General features: G+C 69.3%; 25 protein-coding genes. 21 read left to right on the top strand and 4 right to left on the bottom strand.

Annotated elements, in window-relative coordinates:
- Positions 1 to 23 precede the first annotated feature (23 nt).
- Entirely contained in the window at positions 24 to 1,370 is a 1,347-nt protein-coding gene (locus VF106_RS29655; protein WP_330843172.1) for a sensor histidine kinase, read from the top strand.
- A 31-nt stretch (positions 1,371 to 1,401) separates the two neighbouring features.
- Positions 1,402 to 2,073, top strand: coding sequence for a (deoxy)nucleoside triphosphate pyrophosphohydrolase (locus VF106_RS29650; protein WP_330843171.1), 672 nt, complete (start codon positions 1,402 to 1,404; stop codon positions 2,071 to 2,073).
- 24 nt (positions 2,074 to 2,097) lie between these two features.
- On the opposite strand, the gene trpS is transcribed toward VF106_RS29650, so the two are convergent.
- Together trpS and VF106_RS29640 are read right to left on the bottom strand one after the other, a co-directional pair.
- Entirely contained in the window at positions 2,098 to 3,075 is a 978-nt protein-coding gene (gene trpS, locus VF106_RS29645) for a tryptophan--tRNA ligase (RefSeq protein ID WP_330843170.1), read from the bottom strand.
- Between the two features lie 196 nt (positions 3,076 to 3,271).
- Positions 3,272 to 3,424: a hypothetical protein gene (locus tag VF106_RS29640; RefSeq protein WP_330843169.1), complete on the bottom strand. Its 153-nt coding sequence runs from the start codon at positions 3,422 to 3,424 to the stop codon at positions 3,272 to 3,274.
- Positions 3,425 to 3,568: 144 nt separating this feature from the next.
- On the opposite strand from VF106_RS29640, the gene typA reads away from it, so the two are divergent.
- From typA to dapC, 12 genes are all read left to right on the top strand, one after another.
- Entirely contained in the window at positions 3,569 to 5,470 is a 1,902-nt protein-coding gene (gene typA / locus VF106_RS29635) for a translational GTPase TypA (protein ID WP_330843168.1), read from the top strand.
- 67 nt (positions 5,471 to 5,537) lie between these two features.
- Positions 5,538 to 7,193 carry an ABC transporter family substrate-binding protein gene (locus VF106_RS29630; protein WP_330843167.1) on the top strand — a complete coding sequence of 552 codons (1,656 nt, stop codon included), beginning with the start codon at positions 5,538 to 5,540 and terminating at the stop codon, positions 7,191 to 7,193.
- 495 nt (positions 7,194 to 7,688) lie between these two features.
- Entirely contained in the window at positions 7,689 to 9,392 is a 1,704-nt protein-coding gene (locus VF106_RS29625) for a peptide ABC transporter substrate-binding protein (RefSeq protein ID WP_330843166.1), read from the top strand.
- Positions 9,393 to 9,484: 92 nt separating this feature from the next.
- A complete protein-coding gene (locus VF106_RS29620) occupies positions 9,485 to 10,417 on the top strand; it encodes an ABC transporter permease (RefSeq protein ID WP_330843165.1) in 933 nt (310 codons plus the stop codon).
- Between the two features lie 13 nt (positions 10,418 to 10,430).
- Positions 10,431 to 11,393 carry an ABC transporter permease gene (locus VF106_RS29615; protein ID WP_330843164.1) on the top strand — a complete coding sequence of 321 codons (963 nt, stop codon included), beginning with the start codon at positions 10,431 to 10,433 and terminating at the stop codon, positions 11,391 to 11,393.
- 24 nt (positions 11,394 to 11,417) lie between these two features.
- Positions 11,418 to 12,464: an ABC transporter ATP-binding protein gene (locus VF106_RS29610; protein WP_330843163.1), complete on the top strand. Its 1,047-nt coding sequence runs from the start codon at positions 11,418 to 11,420 to the stop codon at positions 12,462 to 12,464.
- Positions 12,461 to 13,522 (top strand): ABC transporter ATP-binding protein, encoded by a 1,062-nt coding sequence (locus VF106_RS29605; protein WP_330843162.1) that lies wholly within the window; start codon positions 12,461 to 12,463, stop codon positions 13,520 to 13,522. The genes VF106_RS29610 and VF106_RS29605 overlap by 4 nt, the downstream gene beginning before the upstream one ends.
- Positions 13,523 to 13,555: 33 nt before the next feature.
- Positions 13,556 to 14,503, top strand: coding sequence for an ABC transporter permease (locus VF106_RS29600; RefSeq protein WP_330843161.1), 948 nt, complete (start codon positions 13,556 to 13,558; stop codon positions 14,501 to 14,503).
- Positions 14,504 to 14,573: 70 nt separating this feature from the next.
- Entirely contained in the window at positions 14,574 to 15,422 is an 849-nt protein-coding gene (gene mshB, locus VF106_RS29595) for an N-acetyl-1-D-myo-inositol-2-amino-2-deoxy-alpha-D-glucopyranoside deacetylase (RefSeq protein ID WP_330843160.1), read from the top strand.
- 55 nt (positions 15,423 to 15,477) lie between these two features.
- The gene (locus VF106_RS29590) at positions 15,478 to 15,876 is read left to right on the top strand and encodes a hypothetical protein (RefSeq protein WP_330843159.1); all 399 of its coding nucleotides are present in this window, start codon (positions 15,478 to 15,480) and stop codon (positions 15,874 to 15,876) included.
- A 67-nt stretch (positions 15,877 to 15,943) separates the two neighbouring features.
- Positions 15,944 to 16,270, top strand: a complete 327-nt coding sequence (fdxA, locus tag VF106_RS29585) for a ferredoxin (protein ID WP_330843158.1) — start codon at positions 15,944 to 15,946, stop codon at positions 16,268 to 16,270.
- Complete coding sequence (gene dapC / locus VF106_RS29580; protein ID WP_330843157.1) at positions 16,267 to 17,352, top strand: succinyldiaminopimelate transaminase; 1,086 nt, start codon at positions 16,267 to 16,269, stop codon at positions 17,350 to 17,352. Before fdxA ends, dapC begins: the two co-directional genes overlap by 4 nt.
- A gap of 219 nt (positions 17,353 to 17,571) precedes the next feature.
- On the opposite strand, the gene VF106_RS29575 is transcribed toward dapC, so the two are convergent.
- Positions 17,572 to 18,402: a CHAD domain-containing protein gene (locus tag VF106_RS29575; RefSeq protein WP_330843156.1), complete on the bottom strand. Its 831-nt coding sequence runs from the start codon at positions 18,400 to 18,402 to the stop codon at positions 17,572 to 17,574.
- A 33-nt stretch (positions 18,403 to 18,435) separates the two neighbouring features.
- Complete coding sequence (gene dapD / locus VF106_RS29570) at positions 18,436 to 19,410, bottom strand: 2,3,4,5-tetrahydropyridine-2,6-dicarboxylate N-succinyltransferase (protein ID WP_330843155.1); 975 nt, start codon at positions 19,408 to 19,410, stop codon at positions 18,436 to 18,438.
- Between the two features lie 24 nt (positions 19,411 to 19,434).
- Between dapD and dapE the strand changes: the two genes are divergently transcribed.
- The 7 genes from dapE (at position 19,435) to VF106_RS29535 (ending at position 24,657) form a co-directional block, all read left to right on the top strand.
- Positions 19,435 to 20,499, top strand: a complete 1,065-nt coding sequence (dapE, locus tag VF106_RS29565; protein ID WP_330843154.1) for a succinyl-diaminopimelate desuccinylase — start codon at positions 19,435 to 19,437, stop codon at positions 20,497 to 20,499.
- A gap of 43 nt (positions 20,500 to 20,542) precedes the next feature.
- Entirely contained in the window at positions 20,543 to 21,094 is a 552-nt protein-coding gene (gene ybiA, locus VF106_RS29560) for a riboflavin biosynthesis intermediates N-glycosidase (RefSeq protein ID WP_330843153.1), read from the top strand.
- A 10-nt stretch (positions 21,095 to 21,104) separates the two neighbouring features.
- Positions 21,105 to 21,875, top strand: coding sequence for an LOG family protein (locus tag VF106_RS29555; RefSeq protein ID WP_330843152.1), 771 nt, complete (start codon positions 21,105 to 21,107; stop codon positions 21,873 to 21,875).
- Positions 21,876 to 21,957: 82 nt separating this feature from the next.
- Complete coding sequence (gene folP / locus VF106_RS29550; protein WP_330843151.1) at positions 21,958 to 22,827, top strand: dihydropteroate synthase; 870 nt, start codon at positions 21,958 to 21,960, stop codon at positions 22,825 to 22,827.
- Positions 22,827 to 23,747, top strand: a complete 921-nt coding sequence (locus VF106_RS29545) for a glucosyl-3-phosphoglycerate synthase (RefSeq protein ID WP_330843150.1) — start codon at positions 22,827 to 22,829, stop codon at positions 23,745 to 23,747. The genes folP and VF106_RS29545 overlap by 1 nt, the downstream gene beginning before the upstream one ends.
- 29 nt (positions 23,748 to 23,776) lie before the next feature.
- Positions 23,777 to 24,091 (top strand): DivIVA domain-containing protein, encoded by a 315-nt coding sequence (locus tag VF106_RS29540; protein ID WP_330843149.1) that lies wholly within the window; start codon positions 23,777 to 23,779, stop codon positions 24,089 to 24,091.
- Positions 24,088 to 24,657 carry a DNA-3-methyladenine glycosylase I gene (locus VF106_RS29535; protein WP_330843148.1) on the top strand — a complete coding sequence of 190 codons (570 nt, stop codon included), beginning with the start codon at positions 24,088 to 24,090 and terminating at the stop codon, positions 24,655 to 24,657. Before VF106_RS29540 ends, VF106_RS29535 begins: the two co-directional genes overlap by 4 nt.
- Positions 24,658 to 24,914: the final 257 nt, after the last annotated feature.

Raw genomic sequence — 24,914 nt, 5'->3', positions numbered from 1 at the left:
CACGGAGCGGGCGTGGTGACGTCTTGACTGGGATTGTCGGCCGGATTGTCGGGCGGCTGTGGCTGCGGCGCTCGCTGCGGTTCCGGATCACCACGGTCGGGACGGCGGTGACGCTCGTCGTTTTCCTGACGCTCGCGTTCGTGACCAGCCGGCTCATCGGGCCGCTGCTGGTGAGTGCGGCGGACGCGCAGCTGCAGCCCATCCTGACGACCGCGCTCGCCGAGGTCGGCGCCGGTCGCACGGCCACCGCCGGGCCGGTCGGCATGGAGGCGCGGGTGCTGAACACCGCCGGCACCCCGGTCGACGGCGGCCCGCCGCCCCCGCTGTCGGCGCCCGAGCTGCGGGTGCTCAAGGCCGGGACGCCGGTGCTGCGGCTGTCGGAGAACCCGCCGCGTCGCTGGCTGGGGACGGTCACGTCCGCACCGGACGGCTCGCAGCGGCTCGTGGTCGTTGGCACCATCCTCACCGGCTACTACCCGGCGCAGCACCGCGCGTTCAACTGGCTGGTCATCGCGGCCCTGATCGGCTCGGCGGCCGGTGGGATCGCGACGTGGCTCGGGGTGCGGTCGTCGCTGCGGCCGGTGGAACGAATGCGGGCCGCGGCGTCCGAGCTGCCGTCCGGTCGTCGGCTGCCGCTGCCCAGCGCTCACGACGAGCTCCGGTCGCTGGCGGCGGCGCTCAACGCGTTGTTGGCCCGCCGCGACGAGGCGACCGCGCGGCTGCGCCGGTTCACCGGGGACGCCGCCCACGAGCTGCGCTCGCCGGTGGCGTCGATCCGCGTCCAGGCCGAGGTGGCGGTCGCGAACCCGGATCCCGAGCTGTCACACGAGGTCCTCGCCGACGTCGTGCACGAGTCGGAGCGGCTGTCCACGCTGGTCGACGGCCTGCTGGCGCTGGCCCGCTCCGACGCGGGCGAATGGCCGGCCGCGGTGCCGGTCGACGTGGTGGCGGCGGCCCGCGCGGCGGTCGACCGGCTGCCGTCCGATACGCCGGTGGTGGAGACACACCTCGCGTCCGGAGCGTGCTGGGTGGAGGCCGCGCCCGCGGAGGTCGACCTGGTGCTGGACAACCTGCTGCGCAACGCGGCCCGGCACGCCAGAGCCCGGATCACGGTGACCGTGCTGTCCCGGGCGTCGTCGGTGTGGCTGGTGGTGGACGACGACGGCCACGGCATCGCGCCGGAGCACCGCGAGAAGGTCTTCGACCGGTTCTACCGTGTGCAGGACGACCGTTCCCGGGACTCCGGCGGCTCCGGGCTGGGGTTGGCACTGGTGGCGGAGGTCGTCCGCCGCCGAGGCGGCGCGGTGAAGGTGACGGAGGCGCCGGAGGGCGGGGCGAGGTTCCAGGTGCGGTGGCGAGCGTTGACGTGAGGTCGTTCAGGGGCGTGGTGTGGGTGCCGACGTGAGTTCGTTCAGGGTTCGTGGTGAGTCGTTCGTGGTGCCTGTGCCGCCTCGGGTCGTGTCCGCTGCCTTGCCGTTGGGGCCGGGTGCGGAGTTCGGGCGCTTCCGGGTCGTCTCGTCCACCGTGGACGGTTGGTCGGCGGTGGCGGTGCGTGGCCCGCGGTGCCAGTTCACGGTGACGTTGACACCGCACGGGCCGGGAACGCTGGTGACGTGCGAGGGCCGCGGCTCGCTGGTGACCGCGCTGGCGTCGGGCGTGCGGTCCCGTGCGCTCGCGCTGGCCGACGCACCGGTGATCGTGGGCACGGCCATCGTGCGGTCCCGTGCACTGCTCGCACAGCAACGGTCCTACCCGGCGGACGCGGCAGGCCTGTGGGAACTCCCCGGCGGACGGGTGGAACCGGGCGAGTCCGATGTGGACGCGGTGGTGCGGGAGTGCCAGGAGGAGCTGGGCGTCGAGGTGACGGTCGGCCCGGCAGTGGGCCCGGATGTCGCACTGCCGGGAAGAAAGCTGCTGCGCATCTACCGAGCAACACTGACAGACCCGACGGCGACACCCCACCCACACGACCACGCGGCCCTGCGCTGGCTGAAGTCCGGCCAACTGAACCAGGTGCCGTGGCTCCCAGCAGACCGCATCCTGCTCCCAGCCCTACGCCAAACCCTGCGCTAACTCCGCGAGACTCGCGAGTTCTGGTCAGGCCACTCCCGCTAGGCGTAGGACTGTTGTCAGGCGGTGGGATCCTCTTCCCGTGGCGCGGGCGCCGCCTACCGCTCGGATGCGGTCCAGTTCTGTCGGGTCCGCCAGTAGTTCGAGGGTGCGTTCGCGTATCGGGCGTAGCTCCTCGATCACGGCCTCGGCCACGGCGTCCTTCACCTCCCCGTACGACGAGAATCCAGCCACCACCTCGCGGGGTGACTTGTCGAGGCAGGCGCCCAGGATCTCCAACAGGTTCGCGAGGCCCGGCTGCTCGTCCGGGCGGTACTCGAGGCGCGCGAGGCTGTCCGTGACCGCGCGTTTCACCTTGCGGCGCAACAGGTCCGGCTCGTCCAGTGCGAACAGGACACCGGCGGAGTCGCTCGCGGACTTGTCCATCTTGCGGGTGGCGTCCGCCAGGTCCCTGACTCGCGCGGCGGCCGGCGGGGTCACCGCCCTCGGGACCACGAACGCCTCGCCGTACGTCCCGTTGAACCGGCGCGCCAGCACCCGTGCCAGCTCGACGTGCTGGGCCTGGTCGTCGCCGACCGGGACCTCGTCCGCGCCCTGCAGCAGGATGTCCGCGGCCATCAGCACCGGGTACGTGAACAGCCCCACCCGCACGGGCGTGCCCTCGTGGCTGCGGTCGGCGCTCTTCTCCTTGAACTGCGTCATCCGGGCGGCCTCGCCGAACGCGCACGCGCACTCCAGCACCCACGTCAGCGGGCCGAGCTGGGGCAGCAGGTCCGACTGCACGAACACCGTGTCCGGCTCGATCCCGGCCGCGATGAGGATCGCGAGCAGCTCCCGCGTTCTGCCACGCAGCTTCTGCGGGTGGTACGGCGTGGTCATGGCATGCAGGTCGCTGACGAAGTACAGGTCGGCGGGGTCGCCCTCACGTGCCCAGCGGCGGATCGCACCCAGGTAGTTGCCGACGTGCACGGGCCCGGACGGGGTGATGCCGGAGAGACGGGTCATCGGAACGCTCCTCGAGGTCGGGGTCGCCCGCCGGACCCCCGAGAAACGCGAAGGCCGCCCGGTCGGGCGGCCTGTGGTCAACGCAACAGGAATCAGCCGCCGTCAGACGGCCCACCACATGCTCAGTGTGACGTTGCGCATGTCGCCAGTATACGGACCGGCCGGCCGCGAGGCCATGTCCAGGCGGCGCGGCCCCCTAGGCAGCCTTCTTCTCGACCTTGATCTTTGCCCTCTTGAGCGCGAGCACCGGGCACTTCTTGCACCGGGACTTCGACCGGCAGCACTTCTTCTTCACTTTGCCGGCCTTCGTCCACTTCTGCACGTAGTCCGCGGGTGTCTTCTTGCTCAACCTCGACTCCAAATCACCTGTGATGCGGCTTAGGTTAAGCTAACCTTTCTCTAGATCGCCAGCGCGGGCAGCTATCCTCGACCCTGCGCCGATCATTCGCGCAAAGCCAACGCAGCCAGATTCACCAAGCACAGGAGCACGCGCGTGCCCACCGACACGATCACGCCCACGATCGCCAGGACAGACCTCCGCAACGTCGCGATCGTCGCGCACGTCGACCACGGCAAGACGACGCTGGTCGACGCGATGCTCCGCCAGACCGGTGCCTTCGCCGCCCGTGCCGAGCCTGTCGACCGGGTCATGGACTCCGGCGACCTGGAGCGCGAGAAGGGCATCACGATCCTCGCCAAGAACACCGCCGTGCACCGGGAGACGAAGGACGGTCCGGTCACCATCAACGTGATCGACACCCCCGGTCACGCGGACTTCGGTGGCGAGGTCGAGCGCGGCCTGTCCATGGTGGACGGCGTGGTCCTGCTCGTCGACGCGAGCGAGGGGCCGCTGCCGCAGACGCGGTTCGTCCTACGCAAGACACTCGCCGCCGGCCTGCCGGTCGTGCTGGTCGTCAACAAGGTCGACCGGCCGGACGCCCGGATCGCCGAGGTCGTCGACGAGACGCACGACCTCCTCCTCGACCTGGCCACCGAGCTGGACGAGATGGACGCCAACATCCTCGACCTGCCGGTGGTCTACGCCTCGGCCCGCGCCGGGCGCGCCAGCCTGAACCAGCCGAAGGACGGCGACCTGCCGGACAGCGAGAACCTCGACCCGCTGTTCGACGTGCTGCTGGAGCACGTGCCGCCGCCGGCAGGCGACCCGAAGGCGCCACTGCAGGCGCTGGTCACCAACCTCGACGCGTCGAGCTTCCTCGGCCGCATCGCGCTGTGCCGGGTCCACTCCGGCACCATCCGCAAGGGCCAGCAGGTCGCGTGGTGCCGCGCGGACGGCAGCGTGACCACCGTCAAGATCACCGAGCTGCTGCTCACACAGGCACTGGAGCGGATCCCGGCGGCCAGCGCGGAGGCCGGGGACATCGTGGCCATCGCGGGCATCCCGGAGATCACCATCGGCGACACGCTCGCCGACCCGGCCAACCCGGAGCCGCTGGAGCGCATCCACGTCGACGAGCCGGCGATCTCGGTCACCATCGGCGTCAACACCTCGCCGCTCGCCGGCCGGGGCGGCGGCTCGAAGGTCACCGCGCGGCTGGTCAAGGCCCGCCTGGACGCCGAGCTGGTCGGCAACGTCTCCGTCCGCGTCCTGCCGACCGAGCGACCCGACACCTGGGAGGTGCAGGGCCGAGGCGAGCTGGCGCTCGCGATCCTCGTGGAGACCATGCGCCGCGAGGGCTTCGAGCTGACCGTCGGTCGCCCCGAGGTGGTCACCCGCACCGTCGACGGCAAGCTCTGCGAGCCGTTCGAGCGACTGACCGTGGACGCCCCCGAGGAGCACCTCGGCGCGGTCACCCAGCTCATGGCCAACCGCAAGGGCCGGCTGGAGCACATGAGTGGGCACGGCACCGGCCGCGTCAAGGTCGAGTACGTGGTCCCGTCGCGTGGCCTGATCGGCTTCCGCACCGACTTCCTCACCGAGACCCGGGGCACCGGCATCGCGAACGCCATCTTCGAGGGCTACTTCCCGTGGGCCGGCGCGATCCGCGGCCGCCACTCCGGCTCGCTGGTCGCGGACCGGTCCGGCTCGGTCACCAGCTACGCCATGATCCAGCTGGCCGACCGCGGCTCGTTCTTCGTCGAGCCGGGCGCGGACGTGTACGAGGGCATGGTCGTCGGGGAGAACCCGAGGGCCGAGGACCTGGACGTCAACGTGACCCGCGAGAAGAAGCTCACCAACATGCGTTCCTCGACCGGCGACGAGCTTGAGCGACTGGCCAGGCCACGCAAGCTGGTGCTGGAGGAGGCGCTGGAGTTCTGCGCCACGGACGAGTGCGTCGAGGTGGCGCCGGACGTGGTGCGCATCCGCAAGGTGATCCTGGACAGCACGCAGCGCGGCCGGGCCCGCTCCCGCGAGAAGGCCCGCGACGCCTGAGGCCGTCGGAACCATGTAGCCGCCGAACGCGTCATTCCCAGAGAGGACTAGGTTTCTGGCAAGGGGGGTGAGGTTGTTGCGGAAGCTGCTATTCGCGATCGTCGCGCTGGTCGCGCTCGCGGGCTGCACTCCCGCCCCCCGGCTGAAGGAAACCCCGGTCACCTCGCCACCGAGCGCGCCCGTCGACACGGGTGAGGTCGTGGTCGGCGTCGACTCGATCGCGGGCGGCTACAACCCGCACAACTTCGCCGACCAGTCCGCCATCACGACCGCGCTGTCGACGATGCTGCTGCCGTCGGTGTTCCGGCCCGGTCCGGACGGCACGCCACAGCTGGACCGGACGCTGATGGAGTCGGCCGCCGTCACCAAGGCCAAGCCCTACACCGTGACCTACCAGATCCGCGCGGAAGCGTCCTGGTCGGACTCGGCGCCGGTGGCCGCGGAGGACTTCGTCTACCTGCGTGAGCAGCTCACCAGCCAGCCGGGCGTGCTCGACGCGGCCGGCTACCGGCTGATCACCGACATCAACGCCCGCGACAACGGCAAGACGGTCGAGGTCGTCTTCTCCGAGCCCTACCCCGGCTGGCGTTCGCTGTTCACCGACCTGCTGCCCGCGCACCTGTTGAAGGACGCGCCCGGCGGCTGGTCCGGCGCGCTGCAGAACAACTTCCCGGCCGCGGCCGGCCCGTACACGGCGAAGACGTTCGACGACGACCGCGGCGAGGTCGTGCTGGAGCGCAACGACCGGTACTGGGACGAACCGGCCACGCTGGACCGGATCGTGCTGCGCCGCGCCGAACAGAACGGGTTGGTCGACGCGCTGGACCAGGGCCACGACCAGATGGCGCTGGTGCGCACGGACTCGGTGGGCGCCCAGAAGATCGGCGCCCTCGCGCCGGCGGTCGCCAGCTCCACGGTGGCACGCGGGGCGGTGACGACCGTGTACCTGCGACCGGTCCAGCAGCTCACCGACCTGCCGGTACGGCAGGCGATCGTCGCGATGCTCGACCGGGCCCAGCTGATCACCGTCGGTACCGGCAACGGACCGGCCGCACAGCTGCGGGCGGACGCCCAGGTGCTGGCGCCGAGCATGCGCGCCTACACCCCGACCCTGCCGGGCGATCTCGTGTTCGACCAGGTTGGTGCGCAGAACCTGTTGACCGGGGCGGGATACACGCGGACCAGCGCCGGCTGGGCCAGGGACGGCAGGCCGCTCGAGCTGACCATCGCCGCGGCCGAGGAACGCGAGGCCGACGTCCGGATCGCCAGGGACATCCAGCGGCAACTGGCCGCTGGCGGGGTCGTGGCCGAGGTCGTGACGCTCCCCGGCGCCCAGCTGTACCAGCGGCTCTACTCGACCGGCGGGTCCGATGTCGTGGACATCGCGGTGACGTCCCGCGCGGTGGGCGGCGACCCGGCCACCATGCTCGCGAGCGACTTCGGTTGCGTCACCGGCTCGGCCGGTCTGGTGCCGGCCAACCCCACCGGCTACTGCGACGCCGGCGTCCAGCCGAGCATCGACGCGGCCCTCACCGGCTCACTATCCGTGACCGAGGCTCTGACGTCGGTCGAGCCCGCCCTGTGGCGCGCACGGGTCGCGATCCCGCTGTACCAGGAGGCCGAGGTCCTCGCCGTGCGAGGCGAGGTCACGGGCGTCACGGACGGCGCGAGCTTCGCCGGCCCGTTCGCAGGCGCGGCATTCTGGAAGCGATCCGCCAGTTAACGAAGCGGCCCGGTTACGTGGGCGTCACATTTGTCGCACACACTATTCCCGGATTTACCACTTTCCCGTTCCCGGTTCACCGCCATCCGGCTCTCGTGCCGGACAGAAGGCCGGACCCCAAGGTGGGAACGGGGTTTCGCGGTAGACCCCCCATTAGTGGGGTGATCTGTCACCGCTATTCAGCGCGCGGTAACCGGAAGATCGCTCAATGCCTCTACCGTGTCACCCTTTGGTCACGATCAAGCTCAATCCCGTGACGGGAGTAAGGGAAGTTCCTAGCGTCCTGCAACGGCGAGCCGGCTACTGGACCCCGGCGCGTCACAAGATCGACATGACACTCTGCCTGCACCTAGAAAGAGACGACCGCTCGGTGGCACATGGCTCCCCCGACTGGCCCCCGCCTCGCGGTACCCACCGGCTCCGTGCACGATGTGTCACGACAACACCGGGCGCACGCTCGTCGAGTGCGTGCTCGCTCATGGAGGAACTATCTTGATGAGGAAGAAAGCGTGGCTCCGGACCGCAGCCGGTCTCACGGCTGCCGCGCTGGTGCTCACCGCCTGCTCTCAGAAGGAAAACACGGGCACCAGCGAGAACGAGGGCGCCAGCACTCCTTCTGCCGGCTGGCCTGAGACAGCGGTCCCAGAGCTCAAGGAAGGTAAGAAGGGCGGTACGTTCCAGCTCGCCATTACCGAGCCGACCGCGATCGACCCTTACAACGCCCAGGAGTCCGAGGGCATCCTGGTCGCCACCCAGCTGTTCGTGGGTCTGACGACCGTCACCTACGACGGCAAGACGGAGCCCGGTGTTGCGGACGACTGGGAGACCAACGACGACTGCACCGAGTGGACCTTCAACCTGAAGACGGGCACGAAGTTCCACAACGGTGAAGAGGTCAACTCCGAGTCGTTCAAGCGCGGCTGGGAGCGGGTCGCCGCCAAGGACTCGGCCTCCGAGGTGGCCTACCACCTCGACGGGATCGAGGGCTTCGACGAGATGCAGGCCGGCACCGCGACGGCGCTGTCCGGCGTCGACGCCTCCGACCCGGCCAAGCTGGTCGTCAAGCTGACCGACCCGAACTGCGAGTTCTACATCCGTACCTCGCACACGGTGTTCTCGCCGATGCCGTCCACCGCGGGCAGCCCGGCCACCAACACCGCGTTCGTCGACCAGCCGATCGGCAACGGTCCGTTCATGATGGACGGCCCGTGGCAGCACGACGTGGGCATCAAGCTCAAGCGCTTCGACGACTACACCGTGCAGGACCCGGCGTACCTGGACACCGTCGAGATCACGATCGCCCCGAACGGCAGCCAGGACGAGTACGCCGGTTTCCAGAACGGCACGTTCGACTGGGCCCGTATGCCGACCCCGGTGCTGCAGCAGGCGCGTTCCACGTACGAGCCGCAGGGCCAGTGGATCACCCGCAACACCAACGGCATGAACTACCTGCTGACGATGGTCACGCAGAAGCCGCTCGACTCGGCGAAGGCCCGCAAGGCCATCTCCCTGGCGATCGACCGTGACTCGATCATCAACGGTGTGTTCAAGGGTTCGCAGACCCCGTCGACGTCGCTCATCCCGCCGGTGTTCACCGAGGCCTACCAGGAGGGCGTCTGTGGCGACTGCCACTACGACCTCGACGAGGCGAAGAAGCTCGCCAAGGAGGCCGGTCTGACCGAGGGCACCGAGCTGACCTTCCAGTTCAACGTCGACGCGGGCCACGAGGAGTGGTGTGCGGCGGTCAAGGACCAGCTCGAGACCAACCTCGGCCTGACGGTCAACATGAACGGCGTGCAGTTCACCGACCTGCTGAACAACGAGCAGCAGCCGGGTGCCAGCGGCATCTACCGTGCCGCGTGGGGTGCTGACTACCCGACCCCGGGCAACTTCCTCGAGCCGCTGCTGTCCACCGGCGCCATCGGCGCCGAGGACAACGAGCCGGTCACCGGTGACAACCGTGGTCGCTACAGCAACAAGAAGTTCGACGACCTGCTCGCCGACGCGCTGAAGGAGAAGGACGACGCCAAGCGCATCACGCTGTACCAGCAGGCCGAGAAGATCGCGATCGGTGACGACCAGGCACTGATCCCGCTGTGGAACCGCACGCAGCACCGTCTTGCGAACACGAAGGACTTCATTAACGTTCGCATGGACTTCCACGAGGACCCGGACCTGAGGGTCATCAGCACCAAGTAACTGAATAGCCTGGTGGCCGTGGTCCGGTGTCGTACGGACCACGGCCATCATCAGCTTGGACCTCGATCTGCAAGAAAGCCGGCGCCTAAACCATGGGGAAGTTCGTAATACGCAGGGCCGCCCAGGCCATCATGGTCGTGATCGCGGCGACGATGCTGCTGTTCCTCGGCCTGTTCGTGCTCGGTGATCCGTTCGCGTCGACAGGCGACAAGGTCGTGCCGCCGGCGACGCAGGCGATCCTGCGCGAGAAGTTCGGGATGGACCAGTCCGTACCGATGCAGTACCTGACCTATCTGGGGAACCTGTTCACCGGTGACCTGGGCATCGACCTCAACCAGCGCCGCCCCGTGGCGGACATGCTCGGCGTCGCACTGCCCAACAGCGCGCGGCTGGCGCTGATCGCGATCATCATCGACATCGTCATCGGCGTGGCCGCCGGCATCATCGCCGCCGTCTGGCGCTACTCGGTCTGGGACGTGCTGGTCACGATCCTGACCACGCTCGCCATCGGCCTCCCGACCTTCGTGATCGGTGTCTGGCTGCGGCAGACGGTCTCCGGATTCTGGATCTTCCCCCAGGTGCCGAGAACCTTCACCGAACTGGCGCCCTGGTACACGGAAGTGCTCCTACCCGCGTTCACCCTCGCCATCGTGGACGCTGCGTTCATCGCGCGGCTCATGCGCGGATCCATGCTCGAGGTGCTGCGCGCGGACTACATCCGCACGGCGCGCGCCAAGGGCCTCGGCGAGCGCACCGTGATCATGAAGCATGCCTTCCGGAACTCGATCATCCCCGTCGTGACCTACATCGGCATCAGCATCGGTGTCCTGCTCGGCGGCGCGATCATCACCGAGACGATCTTCCAGTACAACGGCATCGGCTTCCTGCTGTACCGATCGATCCTGCAGCAGAACCAACCGGTGATCATGGCGATCGTCACCTACGCCGTGCTGGCGTACGTGGCCCTGAGCATGATCGTCGACATCTTGTACGCGTATCTGGATCCACGGATCAGGCTGAGCTGAGCGAGGCAGGACAATGACCACCACACCTGATCCCGCCGACACGACGACGTCCGCCCAGTCGGTGATCGTCGAGTCCGCGCACGCCGACCCGTTCGCGCCGCCGGAGGGCGAGACGAAAGGCAAGACGAAGGCCCGGGGCCAGCTCGCCGACATCTGGCGGCGGTTCAAGCGCAACAAGCTCGCCATGGTCGGGCTCGTCGTCGTGGGCATCCTGATCGTCCTGGCGCTGGTCCAGCCGTTCATCTCGCCGTACGACCCGTACGACCAGAACCTGCTGAACACGCTCGCGTCGCCGGGCGGCGACCACATCATGGGCACCGACGCGCTCGGCCGTGACCTGTACTCCGGGCTGCTGTACGGCCTGAAGCTCGCGCTGCTGGTCGGTGTGTCCACGATGCTCGGCTCGATGTTCGTCGGCGTCGCGCTCGGCGCGCTCGCCGGTTACCGCGGACGGTTCTCCGACGGCATCATCATGCGTGTCACCGACATCTTCCTGGCTTTCCCGTACCTGATCGGCGCGCTGCTCGTGGTTCGCACGTTCGGGTCCGGCGTCACCCAGGTGATCATCGCGCTCGTGGTACTCGGCTGGCCGACCGCGGCGCGGCTGATGCGAGGCCAGATGCTCGCGCTGCGCGAATCGGAGTACGTCGAGGCGGCCCGGTCGATCGGCGCCTCGGACTGGCGGATCGTGACCCGGCACATCATGCCGAACGCCATCCAGCCGGTGTTCATCTACTCGTTCACCAGCATCGGCGTCGCGGTCGTCGCGATGGCGTCTCTGGCCTACCTCGGCGTCGGTGTGCCGCCGGACACCCCGGAGTGGGGCCGGTTGATCAACCAGGGCATCGAGCAGGTGCAGGTTCCCGGCAAGGACTACCTGTGGATCTTCCCGAGCTTGGCGATCTGCATCACCACCCTTGCCTTCGCGTTCGTGGCCGACGGCCTGCGTGACGCACTGGACCCGAAGCTGCGATAGCCACCACAGAGGAGAAGACCTCAGATGACCGGCGCTGCCGACATCGACCTCGAAGGCCCGCCCTCGGCGCTTCTCGAGGTACGTGACCTGCGGGTCCATTTCAAGACCGACTACGGCGTGGTGAAGGCCGTGGATGGCGTCTCGTGGTCTGTCAACGAGGGCGAGACGCTCGCGATCGTCGGTGAGTCCGGCTCCGGCAAGTCGGTGTCGGCCATGACGATCCTTGGCCTGGTGCCGTCGCCGCCGGCGACGTTCCCGTCCGGCGACGTCTTCCTACGTGGCCGTTCGCTGCTGAAGATGCCGGAGAAGCAGCAACGCAAGCTGCGGGGCAGCCAGATCGCGATGATCTTCCAGGACCCGCTGACCGCGCTGAACCCGGTGTTCAAGGTCGGTGACCAGATCGCCGAGATGGTCCGCGTGCACCAGGACGTGTCCAAGCACGTCGCCAAGAAGCGCGCGCTGGACCTGCTCGGCGAGGTCGGCATCCCGAACCCGGCCGTGCGGCTCAACCAGTACCCGCACGAGTTCTCCGGCGGCATGCGCCAGCGCGCGATGATCGCGATGGCGCTCGCCAACGACCCGCACGTGCTGCTGGCCGACGAGCCGACCACCGCGCTCGACGTGACCGTGCAGGCGCAGATCATGGCGCTGCTGGAGAAGCTGCAGGATGACCGCAACACCGCGATCGTGCTGATCACGCACGACCTCGGCGTCGTCGCGTCCTACGCCGACCGCATCAACGTGATGTACGCGGGGCGGATCGTGGAGTCCGGCACCGCGGACGAGATCTTCTACTCGCCCCGCCACGCCTACACCTACGGCCTGCTGTCCAGCCTGCCGAGGATGGACCAGCAGCGGCAGCAGCGGCTCCAGCCCATCAAGGGCATCCCGCCGTCACTGGCGAGGGTGCCGCAGGGCTGCCCGTTCCACCCGCGCTGCACCTTCGCGACCGAGGCATGTCTGCCGGAGGTGCCGTCGCTGGTGTCGGTGGACGGCGAGACCCATCGCGCGGCCTGTGTGCACAGCGACCGGGTGGCGATGGCGTTCGAGGACAGGGTGGGCGCGAAATGAGCCAGGCAAGCGAGCAGGGCGGTGTCGGCACGGCTGAGCCGGCCGGTCAGCCGATGCTCGAGGTGGACAACCTCGTCAAGCACTTCCCCATCCGCTCCGGCGTGTTCATCAAGCGCACGATCGGCCAGGTCAAGGCCGTCGACGGGATCAGCCTGAACGTCTACAAGGGTCAGACCGTCGCGCTGGTCGGCGAGTCCGGCTGCGGCAAGTCGACCACCGCGCGCGCCATCCTGCGCCTGGTGGAGCCGACCAGTGGCCGGGTGGTCCTGGACGGCGTCGACGTCAGCGCGCTGGACAAGCAGCAGCTGCGTCACGCCCGACGGGACATGCAGATCGTGTTCCAGGACCCGTACGCGTCGCTGAACCCGCGCATGACGATCCGGCAGATCCTGTCGGAGAAGTTCCAGCTGCTCGGTTCCCCGGTGACTCGCACGACCATCAGCGACCTGCTGGACACCGTCGGCCTGGCCGAGGAGTACGCGGACCGGTACCCGCACGAGTTCTCCGGCGGTCAGCGCCAGCGCATCGGCATCGCCCGCGCCATCGCCATGAACCCCAAGTTCATCGTGCTGGACGAGCCGGTGTCCGCGCTGGACGTGTCGATCCAGGCCCAGGTCGTGAACCTGCTGGAGGACCTGCAGGACGAGCTGGGGCTCACGTACCTGTTCATCGCGCACGACCTGTCCGTGGTCCGGCACATCGCCGACCGCGTGGCGGTCATGTACCTGGGCAGCGTGGTGGAGATCGCCGACCGGGACGACCTGTTCGACCGGCCGCACCACCCGTACACGCAGGCCCTGATCTCGGCGGTGCCGATCCCGGACCCGAAGCTGGAGCGGCAGCGCCAGCGCATCGTGCTGCGCGGCGACGTGCCGAACCCGGCCAACCCGCCGTCCGGCTGCCGCTTCCGGACCCGTTGCTGGAAGTTCGAGCAGCTGTCCGAGTCCGACCAGCGCCGCTGCATCGAGGAGCCGCCCCCGCTGTACGACATCGACGCCGGCAAGGGCCACCAGGCGTCGTGTCACTTCGCGTCACTCCGCGAGGTGGTGCGCGCCTGAGCGTGCCGCCTTGCCCTGGGGGAGAGAGGAACCTTGGGGAAGTTCTTGGTACGCAGGGTGTCACGGGCGGTGTTCGTACTGCTCGTGACATCGTTCGGGGCGCTGGTCGCGGTCACCGAGTGGGGCGACCCGTTCCGGATGATCGGCGACCGGATGCAGGATCCGCAGACCAGGGCGCTGCTGAACGAGACGTTCGGCCTCGACAAGCCCCTGTTCTTCCGGTACCTGGACTTCATCGCGAACCTGGCAACCGGTGACCTGGGCGTCGACTACGAACGACGACGCCCGATCATCGATCTCATCACCGCCGTGGCGCCGAACACGTTCCGGCTGGCGCTCACCGCGCTGGCCATCCAGGCCGTGTTCGGCGTCACACTCGGGATCATCGCCGGGTGGAAACACCGCTCGTTCGTCGACCTGGCGATCACCACCGGCTCGGTCGTGCTCTTGTCGATCCCGCTGTTCGTCACCGGCGTGACGCTGCGCAACACGGTCACGGACATCTCGCTGTTCGGCTGGCAGCCGTTCCCGCCGATACCCCGCTCGTTCGGCCTCGAGACGACGTGGTTGCAGGACCTCGCGCTGCCGGCGATCACGCTCGGGATGGGCGGGCTCGTGTTCACGGTCATCCTGACCCGCGGCTCCATGCTGGAGGTGCTCGAGTCCGACTACATCCGCACGGCAAGGGCCAAGGGCCTCACCGAACGCAAGGTGATCTTCAAGCACGCGGCGCGCAACGCGCTGATCCCGGTGGCCGAACTGTCGGCGATCCAGCTCGGCGCGCTGATGGGCGGCTCGATCATCGTCGAGACGATCTTCCAGTACCGAGGGCTGGGTTTCCTGTTCGCGCGCTCGATGGTCGAGAACAACCACCCGGTGATGCTCGTGGTCGCGGCGTACTCGGTCGTGATCTTCGTGGTGGTGCTCATGCTCGCGGACATCGTCACCGCCTGGCTGGACCCTCGAATACGAGTGGACTGACGTCTAGCCGTCGGCGGCCGCCGAATATCCTGTCCGCCTGGACGGACCAACGGATACGGACGTTTGACTGATGACGCTGACCGCCGCGCCGCGACTGCTGCTCGTGCACGCGCACCCCGACGACGAGAGCCTGTGGACGGGCGGCACGATCGCCCGGTACGCGGCCGCCGGTGTGCAGGTCACGCTGGTCACGTGCACGCTGGGCGAGGAAGGCGAGATCATCCCGGCCGGCCTGCGCGAGCTGGCCGCACATGCCGCCGACCAGCTCGGCGGGTACCGCATCAGTGAGCTGCGGGCGGCGTGCGCCGCGCTCGGCGTGTCCGACCACCGCTGGCTCGGCGGCGTCGGTCGCTGGCGGGACTCCGGCATGGCCGGGGTGGCGGCGAACGAGCACCCGCGTGCGTTCGCGGGCGGGGACCTGTCGGCGCAGGCCGACGCGCTCGCCGAGGTGATCGCCGAGGTCGGGCCCCAGGTCGTGGTCACCTACGGGCCGGACGGCGGTTACGGCCACCCTGACCACATCCGCGCGCACGAGGTCACGATGGCCGCCTGCACCGACAGTGACGTCCCTGACCGCGTGTTCTTCGCCGTCACCTCGCGGCGCGCCACCGAGGAAGGCGTGGCCGCGCTGGCCGCCATCGAGGACCTGCCGTTCCGGTTACCGGAGCCGGGCGAGCTGGCGGTGACCGACGACGAGCTGATCACCACGGTCGTCGACACCGCCGACGTCCTGTCGGTGAAGATGCGGGCACTCGCGGCCCACCCCACACAGATCAGCGTCTGGCAGGGCGGCGACGGCGAGCGCGCGTACGCCCTGTCCAACGGCATCGCCCAACCCATCCCGCCCGCCGAGTTCTACCAGCTGGGCCGCGGCTCGGGGGAGGGCGCGGAGGACGACCTGTTCGGTGGTCTCGCGTGAGCGGACATGGATACCACGCCGACGATTGGCGTCCCGGAGCTTGCGAGGGGGCGGCGTGAGCCCTCGGAATGTGATGGTCCTCGCGGTGTTGGTCGTGGACGCGGTGGTGCTGGCCGTCCTCGAGCTGATGTTCCTGCCGCTGCGGTTCGACGGTTACCTGCTGCCGTACGCGCTGGGTGGCATACCGGTGCCGGTGAGTGCGCTGGTGGCCGCGGTGACCACGCCGTGGCTGGTGAGCGTGGCCGGCAGGCTGTCGTCGAAGCTGGTGGTCGCGGCCGCCCCGCTGATCGGCTGGATCGTCGCGATAGCGGCGTTCGGCATGTTCGGGCCGGGCGGTGATCTCGTGCTGACCGCGGACTGGCGCTCGATGCTGCTGTTCGCGTGCGGCGCGCTACCGTCCGCGATCGTTCTGGGCAGAGTGCTCGCCAACACACTTAACCCAGCCGGCGGCTGAGAGAGATACTAGGGGCGGCCGGTAACCTCATGCCTTGCTGGACACGCTGGAGAACACAGGAGAAGCAGTGACCTATGTGATCGCTGAGCCGTGCGTCGACCTTCTCGACAAGGCGTGCATCGAGGAGTGCCCGGTCGACTGCATCTACGAAGGGGACCGGATGTTGTACATCCACCCCGACGAGTGCGTGGACTGCGGCGCGTGCGAGCCGGTGTGCCCGGTGGAGGCCATCTACTACGAGGACGACGTCCCCGACCAGTGGAAGGAATACACCAAGGCCAACGTCGACTTCTTCGACGAGCTCGGCTCCCCGGGCGGCGCGGCCAAGGTGGGCAAGACGTCGCACGACCCGCAGTGGATCAAGGATCTCGCACCCGTCGCGCACGACGAGTGAAAGCGGACCTTCCGGACTTCCCCTGGGACAGCCTTGCGGACGCGGGCGCCCGTGCCCGCGCACATCCGGACGGCGTCGTCAACCTGTCGATCGGCACCCCGGTCGACCCGGTGCCCGACGTCATCCAGGAGGCGCTGACGGGCGCCGCGTGGATCCCGGGCTACCCGACCACGCACGGCACCCCCGCCCTCCGCGAGGCGGCCGCCGGCGCACTGGCACGCAGGCATGGGGTGCTTGTCGCCCCGGAAGCGGTCCTGCCGACGATCGGCTCGAAGGAACTCGTCGCGTGGCTGCCGACGCTACTGGGCGTCGGCGCCGGTGACCTTGTGGTGATCCCGCCGCTCGCCTACCCGACCTACGAGGTGGGCGCAAGACTGGTGGGCGCCGACATCCTGCGCACGGACAGCACGGTGGCAGCCGGCCCGGCGCGCCCCGCCCTGGTGTGGGTCAACTCCCCGTCGAACCCGACAGGCCGCGTCCTGCCACCCGAGCACCTGCGCAAGGTGGTCGAGGGGGCCCGCTCGTGCGGCGCGGTCGTGGCGTCCGACGAGTGCTACCTGGCCCTGGACTGGTCGGAGTCCCCGGTCTCGATCCTGCACCCGACGGTCTCCGGCGGCTCGCACGAAGGTTTGCTGGCCGTGCACTCGCTGTCGAAGACGTCCTGCCTGGCGGGCTACCGAGCGGGCTTCGTCACCGGCGACCCGACGCTGGTGACGCAGCTGCTGGCGATCCGCAAACACGCCGGCATGATGGTGCCGCACCCGGTCCAGACCGCCATGACCGCCGCCCTCTCCGACGACGCCCACGTGGCAGAGCAGAAGGCCCGGTACGCCGCCCGCCGCGCGATCCTGCGCCCGGCACTGGAGGGCGCGGGCTTCAAGATCGACTACTCGGACGCGGGCCTCTACCTGTGGGCCACCCGAGACGAGGACGCCTGGACAACGGTCGACTGGCTGGCAACGCGCGGCATCCTGGTCGCCCCGGGCACCTTCTACGGCCCCTCCGGCGACAAGCACGTCCGTGTCGCACTGACGGCCACCGACGAGCGAATCGAGACCGCCGCCCAACGCCTGGCCGCGTAGCCCGGCTGGCCTCCGGCCCCCTCGAACCACGCTACCGGAGGGCACCGACAGGACCGGTCGCTCACCGGCGGGTTGTCCACAGGTAAGCGAGTTGTCCACAGGCAAGCCCTCACTGGCCAGAAACCGTCGGTGCCCACCCGTAGGCTGGCAACCGGGGGCCGGAGGCAGCCCCAGGGCCCGGCACCTATCCCAAGGGCGGCCTTCAGGGCATGCCCGGTTTCACGTCCCGGTGGCCGCTGCCGCGCACTGGTTGACCTCCAGGTACGCCTCGCGCCATTCGCCGCGTGCGGCGGCCTGCCTGGCGCGTTCCCGTTCAACGAGGCGCCCCGCGACGAACGCCTCCTGCGCGTCCTCGCCGACCAGGCCGCGTACCCGCTGCTCGGCGACGCACGCGTCCTGGTGCTCGCCGAGTATGTCCTGCAGCCGCTTCGTGGCCTTCACCAGTCGGCGCACCGCCTTGCCACCCGTCGGCGCCGCCAGCTCGGCCGCGTAGCGCAGCTTCTTGCCGCGGATCCGCAGGTCGTGCAGCTCCTGGTCGGCCGGCTCCGCCGCCATCGCGGCGACCGCCTTGCGCAGCTTGCGGTACGGCCTGGCGATCTCGCCGACCAGATCCGTCGGGCCGGAGGCATGCGGGGTGACGTCCACCGACGCGAGCCGGTCCAGCAGGCGTAGGTACCGCTTGCCCCGCAACGTTCTCGTCACGCGTCGGCGGGCCTGGGTCCGTTCGGCGCGCAAACCCTTGAGCAGCCGTTCGAACGCGGCCATCTCGTCGGACGAGAACCCGTCGGTGTCGCCGCGGAAGCGCTCCAGCAGCACGTCCAGGTCACGCATCGGGCCCAGCTCACCGAAGAACCACCGCAGCTCCGCCAGCAGGGCACCGTCGTCATCGAAGGCGGACACCTTCAGCGCGGCCCGCACCCGCCGCACGGCGACGCGAAGCTGGTGTACCCCTTCGGGATCGGTGCCCTCCAACGCCACCTCGCCGTTGACGACGAGCTCCCGCACCTGCTCGTCGATCCATAACCGTTGGGAAGACGCGGCGGCAGTCATGCCTCCGATGTTAATTCGCTGGCAACCCCATGTTCAGTTCGCGTGCAGGGCGGCGTTCAGTTCGATGCCGGCGCCACCCGCGCGGACCACGACCTCCACGGCGCCGGTCGCCGAGTTCCGGCGGAACAGCAACCCGTCCTGTCCGGACAGTTCGAGGGCCTTCACGAGCCGCCCGTCCGGCAGCGTGACCTTCGTGCCGGAGGTGACGTACAGGCCGGCCTCCACGACGCAGTTGTCGCCGAGTGAGATGCCGATGCCCGCGTTCGCGCCGATGAGGCAGCCCTGGCCGAGCGAGATCGTCTCCTTGCCGCCGCCGGACAGCGTGCCCATGATCGACGCGCCGCCGCCGACGTCGGAGCCGTCACCGACCACCACGCCGGCGGAGATGCGGCCCTCGACCATCGACGCGCCGAGCGTGCCCGCGTTGTAGTTGACGAACCCCTCGTGCATGACCGTGGTGCCGGTCGCGAGGTGAGCGCCGAGGCGCACCCGGTCCGCGTCGGCGATGCGCACGCCGGGCGGCACCACGTAGTCGACCATGCGCGGGAACTTGTCGATGCCGTACACGGTGACCGTGCCGCGGGCACGCAGCCGCAGCCGCGTTGCGGCGAACCCCTCCACCCGGCACGGCCCGAAGTTCGTCCACACGACATTGCTGAGCAGTCCGAAGACACCGTCGAGGTTGCAGCCGTGCGGGCGGACGAGCCGGCTCGACAGCAGGTGCAGTCGCAGGTAGACGTCGTAGGCGTCGGCCGGCGGCGCCGAGAGATCGGCGATGCCGGTGCGGACCGCGACGACCTCGACCGCCCGGTCGTCGTCGGGGCCGAGTAGCGCGGACACCCTGGCGCCGAGTTCGTCGCCGGCCTCGTGCTCGGACAGGTGTTGCGTGCCCGGGGTGGCGTTGTCGTCCAGTTTGGGGTGCGGGAACCAGGTGTCGAGAACGGTCCCGTCATCGGCGACGGTCGCTAGCCCGACGCCGAGCGCTCCGGTGGTGTCTGCACTAGTCACGGCGCCAACGGTAGCTTCCTGGGCATGACCGTGAACCTCGACCTTGCCGGTGACCCTGTGGAGTTGACCGTGGCGCTCGTGGACGTCCCGAGCGTGTCGGGCGACGAGGCGCTGCTGGCCGATTCGGTGGAGGCGGCACTGCGTGCACAGGCCCCGCACCTGGTCGTCACCCGCTCCGGCAACGCGGTGCTGGCCCGTACCGAGCTGGGCCGTCCGTCCCGTGTGGTGCTGGCCGGCCACCTGGACACGGTCCCGGTGAACGCGAACCTGCCCGCCCGCCGCACGGAAGGTGTCCTGCACGGACTCGGCACAGTGGACATGAAGGGCGGCGACGCGGTGATGCTGCACCTCGCCGCGACCCTCCCAGAGCCCCGCCACGACGTGACGTTCGTGTTCTACGACTGCGAGGAGATCGAGCACGTCCGCAACGGTCTCGGTCGCATCGAACGGGAGCTGCCGGACTGGCTGCGTGGCGATCTGGCGATCGTGTGCGAACCGTCGAACGCCGCGGTGGAGGCGGGCTGCCAGGGCACGATTCGGGTGGAGCTGCGCACCAAGGGCCGCCGCGCCCACACGGCCAGAGCATGGATGGGCGAGAACGCGATCCACGCGCTGGGTGAGGCACTGGCCGTACTCGCCGCCTACGAGCCACGGACGGTCGACATCGACGGTTGCCTGTACCGGGAGGGTCTGCAGGCGGTGGGGATCGCGGGCGGGGTGAGCGGCAACGTGGTCCCCGACGAGGCCGTGCTGACGGTCAACCACCGCTTCGCCCCGGACCGCACCCCGGCAGACGCCGAGGCCCATCTCCGCACCGTCTTCGCGGGCTACGACCTGACCGTCACCGACCTGTCCCCGGGCGCGCTACCGGGCCTGACCGCCCCGGCAGCGGCCGAGCTGGTGGCCGCGGCCGGGGCACCCCCGGTGGCAAAGCTCGGCTGGACCGACGTGGCCAGGTTCGCGGCACTGGGCATGCCGGCGGTGAACTTCGGCCCTGGCGACCCGACCCTGGCCCACACCCAGGAGGAGAACGTGCCGACGGCCCAGATCACCCGCTGCGCGGAGATCCTGAGGACCTTCCTCTCCTGAAAATCTTTCGCATGTCACTCATGGATGCGTCACCATGTCCGGCATGCTGTCTGTTGCCGATGTCGAGCGTGCCGCGGTCGCCGGTAAGCGGATGAAGTTTCTCTTCTTCTGGGGCCACCAGCCGGGGCAGAGCGGCGTCGGCAAGGGATGCCTCAGCCAGTGGTACCGGTCGCCGTTCGAGGCTGAGGGGCACACCTTCGCCACGGCCGAGCACTACATGATGTGGGGCAAGGCAACGCTGTTCGGCGACGACCGGACCGCCGAGCGGATCCTCGCCGCCAGGCATCCCAGGCAGGCCAAGGACCTGGGCCGCCAGGTGCGGAACTTCGACCAGGCCGCCTGGGAGGCGCGGCGTGCCGACATCGTCGTCACCGGCAACACCCACAAGTTCGGCCAGCACGACGACCTGCGGGCGTTCCTCCTCGCCACCGGCAACCGCGTGCTCGTCGAAGCCAGCCCGTTGGACCGGATCTGGGGCATCGGGCTGCGCGAGGACGACCCGAGGGCCCAGAACCCGGCCAAGTGGCGCGGGCTTAACCTTCTCGGCTTCGCGCTTGGTGATGTACGCAACGTTCTCGTCAATGCGACCGCCTAGAATCGCGCCAATGACGATCCAGCAGGGGGACAACGAGCATCCAGCCGAGAAGCAGCGTGGACCGGTAGTGCTGCGCAGGTCGCGGCTCGTGGAGCCGTCCACCACCGACCAGCGGCTGCTCGACTCCCGCGGCCCGGCCGACTGGGTGCACACCGACCCGTGGCGCGTCCTGCGCATCCAGGCCGAGTTCGTCGAGGGTTTCGGCGCTCTCGCCGAGGTGCCGCGCGCGGTCACCGTCTTCGGGTCGGCCCGCACGGCGCGTGATCATCCCGAGTACAAGCTCGGCATGGACATCGGCGCGGCGCTGGCCCGTGCGGGGTACGCGTCCATCACCGGCGGCGGGCCCGGCACGATGGAGGCCGTCAACCGCGGCTGCTCCGAGGCAGGCGGACTCTCGATCGGCCTGGGCATCGAGCTGCCGTTCGAGCAGGGCATCAACCCGTGGGTCGACCTCGGCGTGAACTTCCGGTACTTCTTCGCGCGCAAGACGATGTTCATCAAGTACGCCCAGGCCTTCATCTGCCTGCCCGGCGGTTTCGGCACGCTCGACGAGCTGTTCGAGGCGCTCACCCTGGTGCAGACGAAGAAGGTCACGAAGTTCCCGGTTGTCCTTTTCGGACGTTCCTACTGGGAGGGTCTGTACGAGTGGTTGCGTAGCAAGGTGTACGCCGAGGGTAAGATCGGCGACAAGGACATCGCGTTGCTGCACCTCACGGACGATGTCGACGACGCGGTCCGCGTGGTCGAGGAGGCCTACCAGGCGTGGGAAGCGACGCACTGAGCCAGGTTTCCGCGACGTCACCAATTGTGACCTCGGTGTATCACCCTGCGTTTTCCGCCTACCCCCGTGGCACTCTGGGCATGTGAGCACCCTGCGCTTCGGCAGCCGTACGGTCCCCCAGGACCGCGCTTTGGTGATGGCGATAGTCAACCGCACCAGGGATTCCTTTTACGACCGCGGCGCGACGTTCGGCGAACGTGAGGCCCTCGCCGCGGTCGACCGGGTGGTCGCGGAAGGCGCGGACATCGTCGACATCGGTGGCGTCCGTGCCGGCGCGCACGGGGAACGGGTCGACACGGACGAGGAGATCCGGCGGGTCGTCCCTTTTGTCGCCAAGGTCCGGGAACGCCATCCGGAACTCGTGATCAGCGTCGACACCTGGCGCCACGAGGTGGGCCGCGAGGCGTGCCTGGCCGGTGCCGACCTGATCAACGACACGTGGGCGGGGGTCGACCCGCGCCTTGCCGAGGTGGCCGCGGAGTTCGGCGTCGGCATGGTGTGCTCGCACACCGGCGGCGTCGCGCCACGCACTGACCCGCACCGCGTCCGGTACCTGGATGTGGTCGCCGAGGTCACCGCCGAGCTGACCGCCCGCGCCGAGCGGCTGGTTTCGCTTGGCGTGCCGGCCGAGGGCGTCCTGATCGACCCGACGCACGACTTCGGCAAGAACACCTGGCACGGTCTCGAGCTGCTGCGGCGGCTCGACGAGCTCGTGAGCACCGGCTGGCCGGTGCTGATGGCGTTGTCCAACAAGGACTTCATCGGCGAGACGCTCGGCGCGGCGACGGCCGACCGGGTGGACGGCACCCTCGCGGCGACGTCCGTCGCGGCGATGGCAGGCGCGCGGGTGTTCCGCGCGCACGAGGTGGCCAGAACCAGGAAGGTGGTCGAGATGGTGGCGAGTATCCGGGGCACCCGCCCGCCAACCCGATGCCTGCGGGCGCTGGCGTGATGCACGCCGACGCGCGCACGTGGTTCGCGGAGCGGACCTGGCAGAGTCCTTCGTGGACAGTGGAGGACCTAGTGCGGGCCAAGGGTTCCCGCACGGTCAGCGTCGTGTTGCCGGCGCTGAACGAGGAGGCGACGGTCGCCGACGTGATCGCGTCGGTCCGGCCTCTGGTCGGCTCCCTCGTGGACGAGCTGGTCGTGGTCGACTCCGGCTCGACGGACCGCACGGTCGAGGTGTCACTCGCCGCCGGCGCGAAGGTGGTGCGCCGCGGCGACGTGCTGCCGGAGCTGGAACCCGTGCCAGGCAAGGGAGAGGTCCTGTGGCGGTCCTTGGCCGCGACCACCGGCGACCTGCTGGTGTTCCTTGACTCGGATCTCATCGACCCCGACCCGGAGTTCGTGCCGAGGCTGCTGGGTCCGATGCTGTTGGAGTGCGACGTTCACCTGGTCAAGGGTTTCTACCGGCGACCGCTGAACTCCGAGGGCGCGGCGGGCGCCGGTGGCGGCCGCGTGACCGAGCTGATGGCCCGCCCGCTGCTGTCCACACTGCGTCCCGAGCTGACCGGCGTGATCCAACCCCTCGGCGGCGAGTACGCGGGCACGCGTGAGCTGCTCGAGGCGGTGCCGTTCGCGTCCGGTTACGGCGTGGAGATCGGGCTACTGCTCGACGCGCACGCGATCGTGGGGCTCGACGGGATCGCCCAGGTCAACCTGGGAGTGCGGCGGCACAGGAACCAGCCGTTGCACGCACTGGGCCTGATGGCGCGGCAGATCCTGGGCACGGCGCTCGCGAGGTGCGGCATGCTGCCGTCACACGCTGGCGAGCTGACGCAGTTCGTCCAGGTGGCCGACGAGTGGCTGCCGGACACGGCGGGTGTGGTGGTCGAGGACCGCCCGCCCATGCGTGAGCTGCTGGTCCGCTAACTGTCGGTCCGGTATGCCATCCTGCTGTCGTGACCACAGCACTCATCTACCTGGTCGTCATGATGCTCGTGGCGGCCGTGGTCTTCCTGCTCGCCTCGGTCGTGTTCGGGCGTGGCGAGGAGCTGCCGGCCCTGCCGCCCGGCGCCTCGCCCACCCGTCTCCCAGCTGACGGGATCTCGGCGGAGGATGTCCGGAGCGTCCGGTTCCAGCTGGTCGTCCGTGGCTACAAGATGTCCGAGGTCGACTGGGTCCTTCGCCGGCTGGGTGGTGAGCTGGAGGACCTGCGTGCCGAGGTGGACGAGTTACGCGAGCGCTTGGCACTGGCCGAGAACGAGAAGCAATGACGGCCGCGCTGCCGGGCGCGGACGGCAAACCACGCTGCCCGTGGGGCAACTCGACCGATGACTACGCGGCCTACCACGACGAGGAGTGGGGCGTGGAGCTCCACGGCGAGTCGGCGCTGTACGAGCGGCTGTCGCTGGAGGCGTTCCAGTCGGGCCTGTCGTGGCTGACGATCCTGCGCAAACGCGAGGGCTTCCGCAGAGCCTTCGCTGGCTTCGAACCGAAGAAGGTCGCGGAGTTCACCGAGGCGGACGTCGAACGCCTGATGAACGACGTGTCGATCGTGCGCAACAGAGCCAAGATCGAGGCCACGATCCGCAACGCGAACGCGATCGCGGAGCTGGACGAGCCACTGGACACCCTGCTGTGGTCCTTCGCCCCGAAGACCCACATCCGCCCCACCATGACCTCGGAGATCCCGGCGATCACCCCGGAGTCCAAGGCCATGGCGAGGGAACTGAAGAAGCGCGGCTTCGCCTTCGTCGGCCCGACGACCGCCTACGCGCTGATGCAGGCCACCGGCATGGTGGACGACCACCTGACGACCTGCTGGCGAGCGAAGCCGTGACGCATGGACGACGGATGATCAACTCGACCAGGTGAGCTGGCTGCGAGCAGGGACATTCGCCGAAGCAGATCGCACGCGCACCCGGCATCAAGCCGGCCGAGCGAGCAGGCTGGTCCGAGCCGCGGCGACGCGGACCGAGGTGGCCGAGCCCGCGCTGGTCGGCTGCTGGATCAGCCCGACATGGAGCACCGGGCTGGGCCTCGGCGACCACCGCAACTGGCCCGTGCACGAGGACGCGACGGCCGGGACGGGCGGCC

Source organism: Actinophytocola sp. (genome assembly GCF_036378875.1).
GTDB lineage: Bacteria > Actinomycetota > Actinomycetes > Mycobacteriales > Pseudonocardiaceae > Actinophytocola.
The sequence above is the reverse complement of the archived record's forward strand: the minus strand, read 5'-3'. Positions and strand labels throughout refer to the sequence as shown.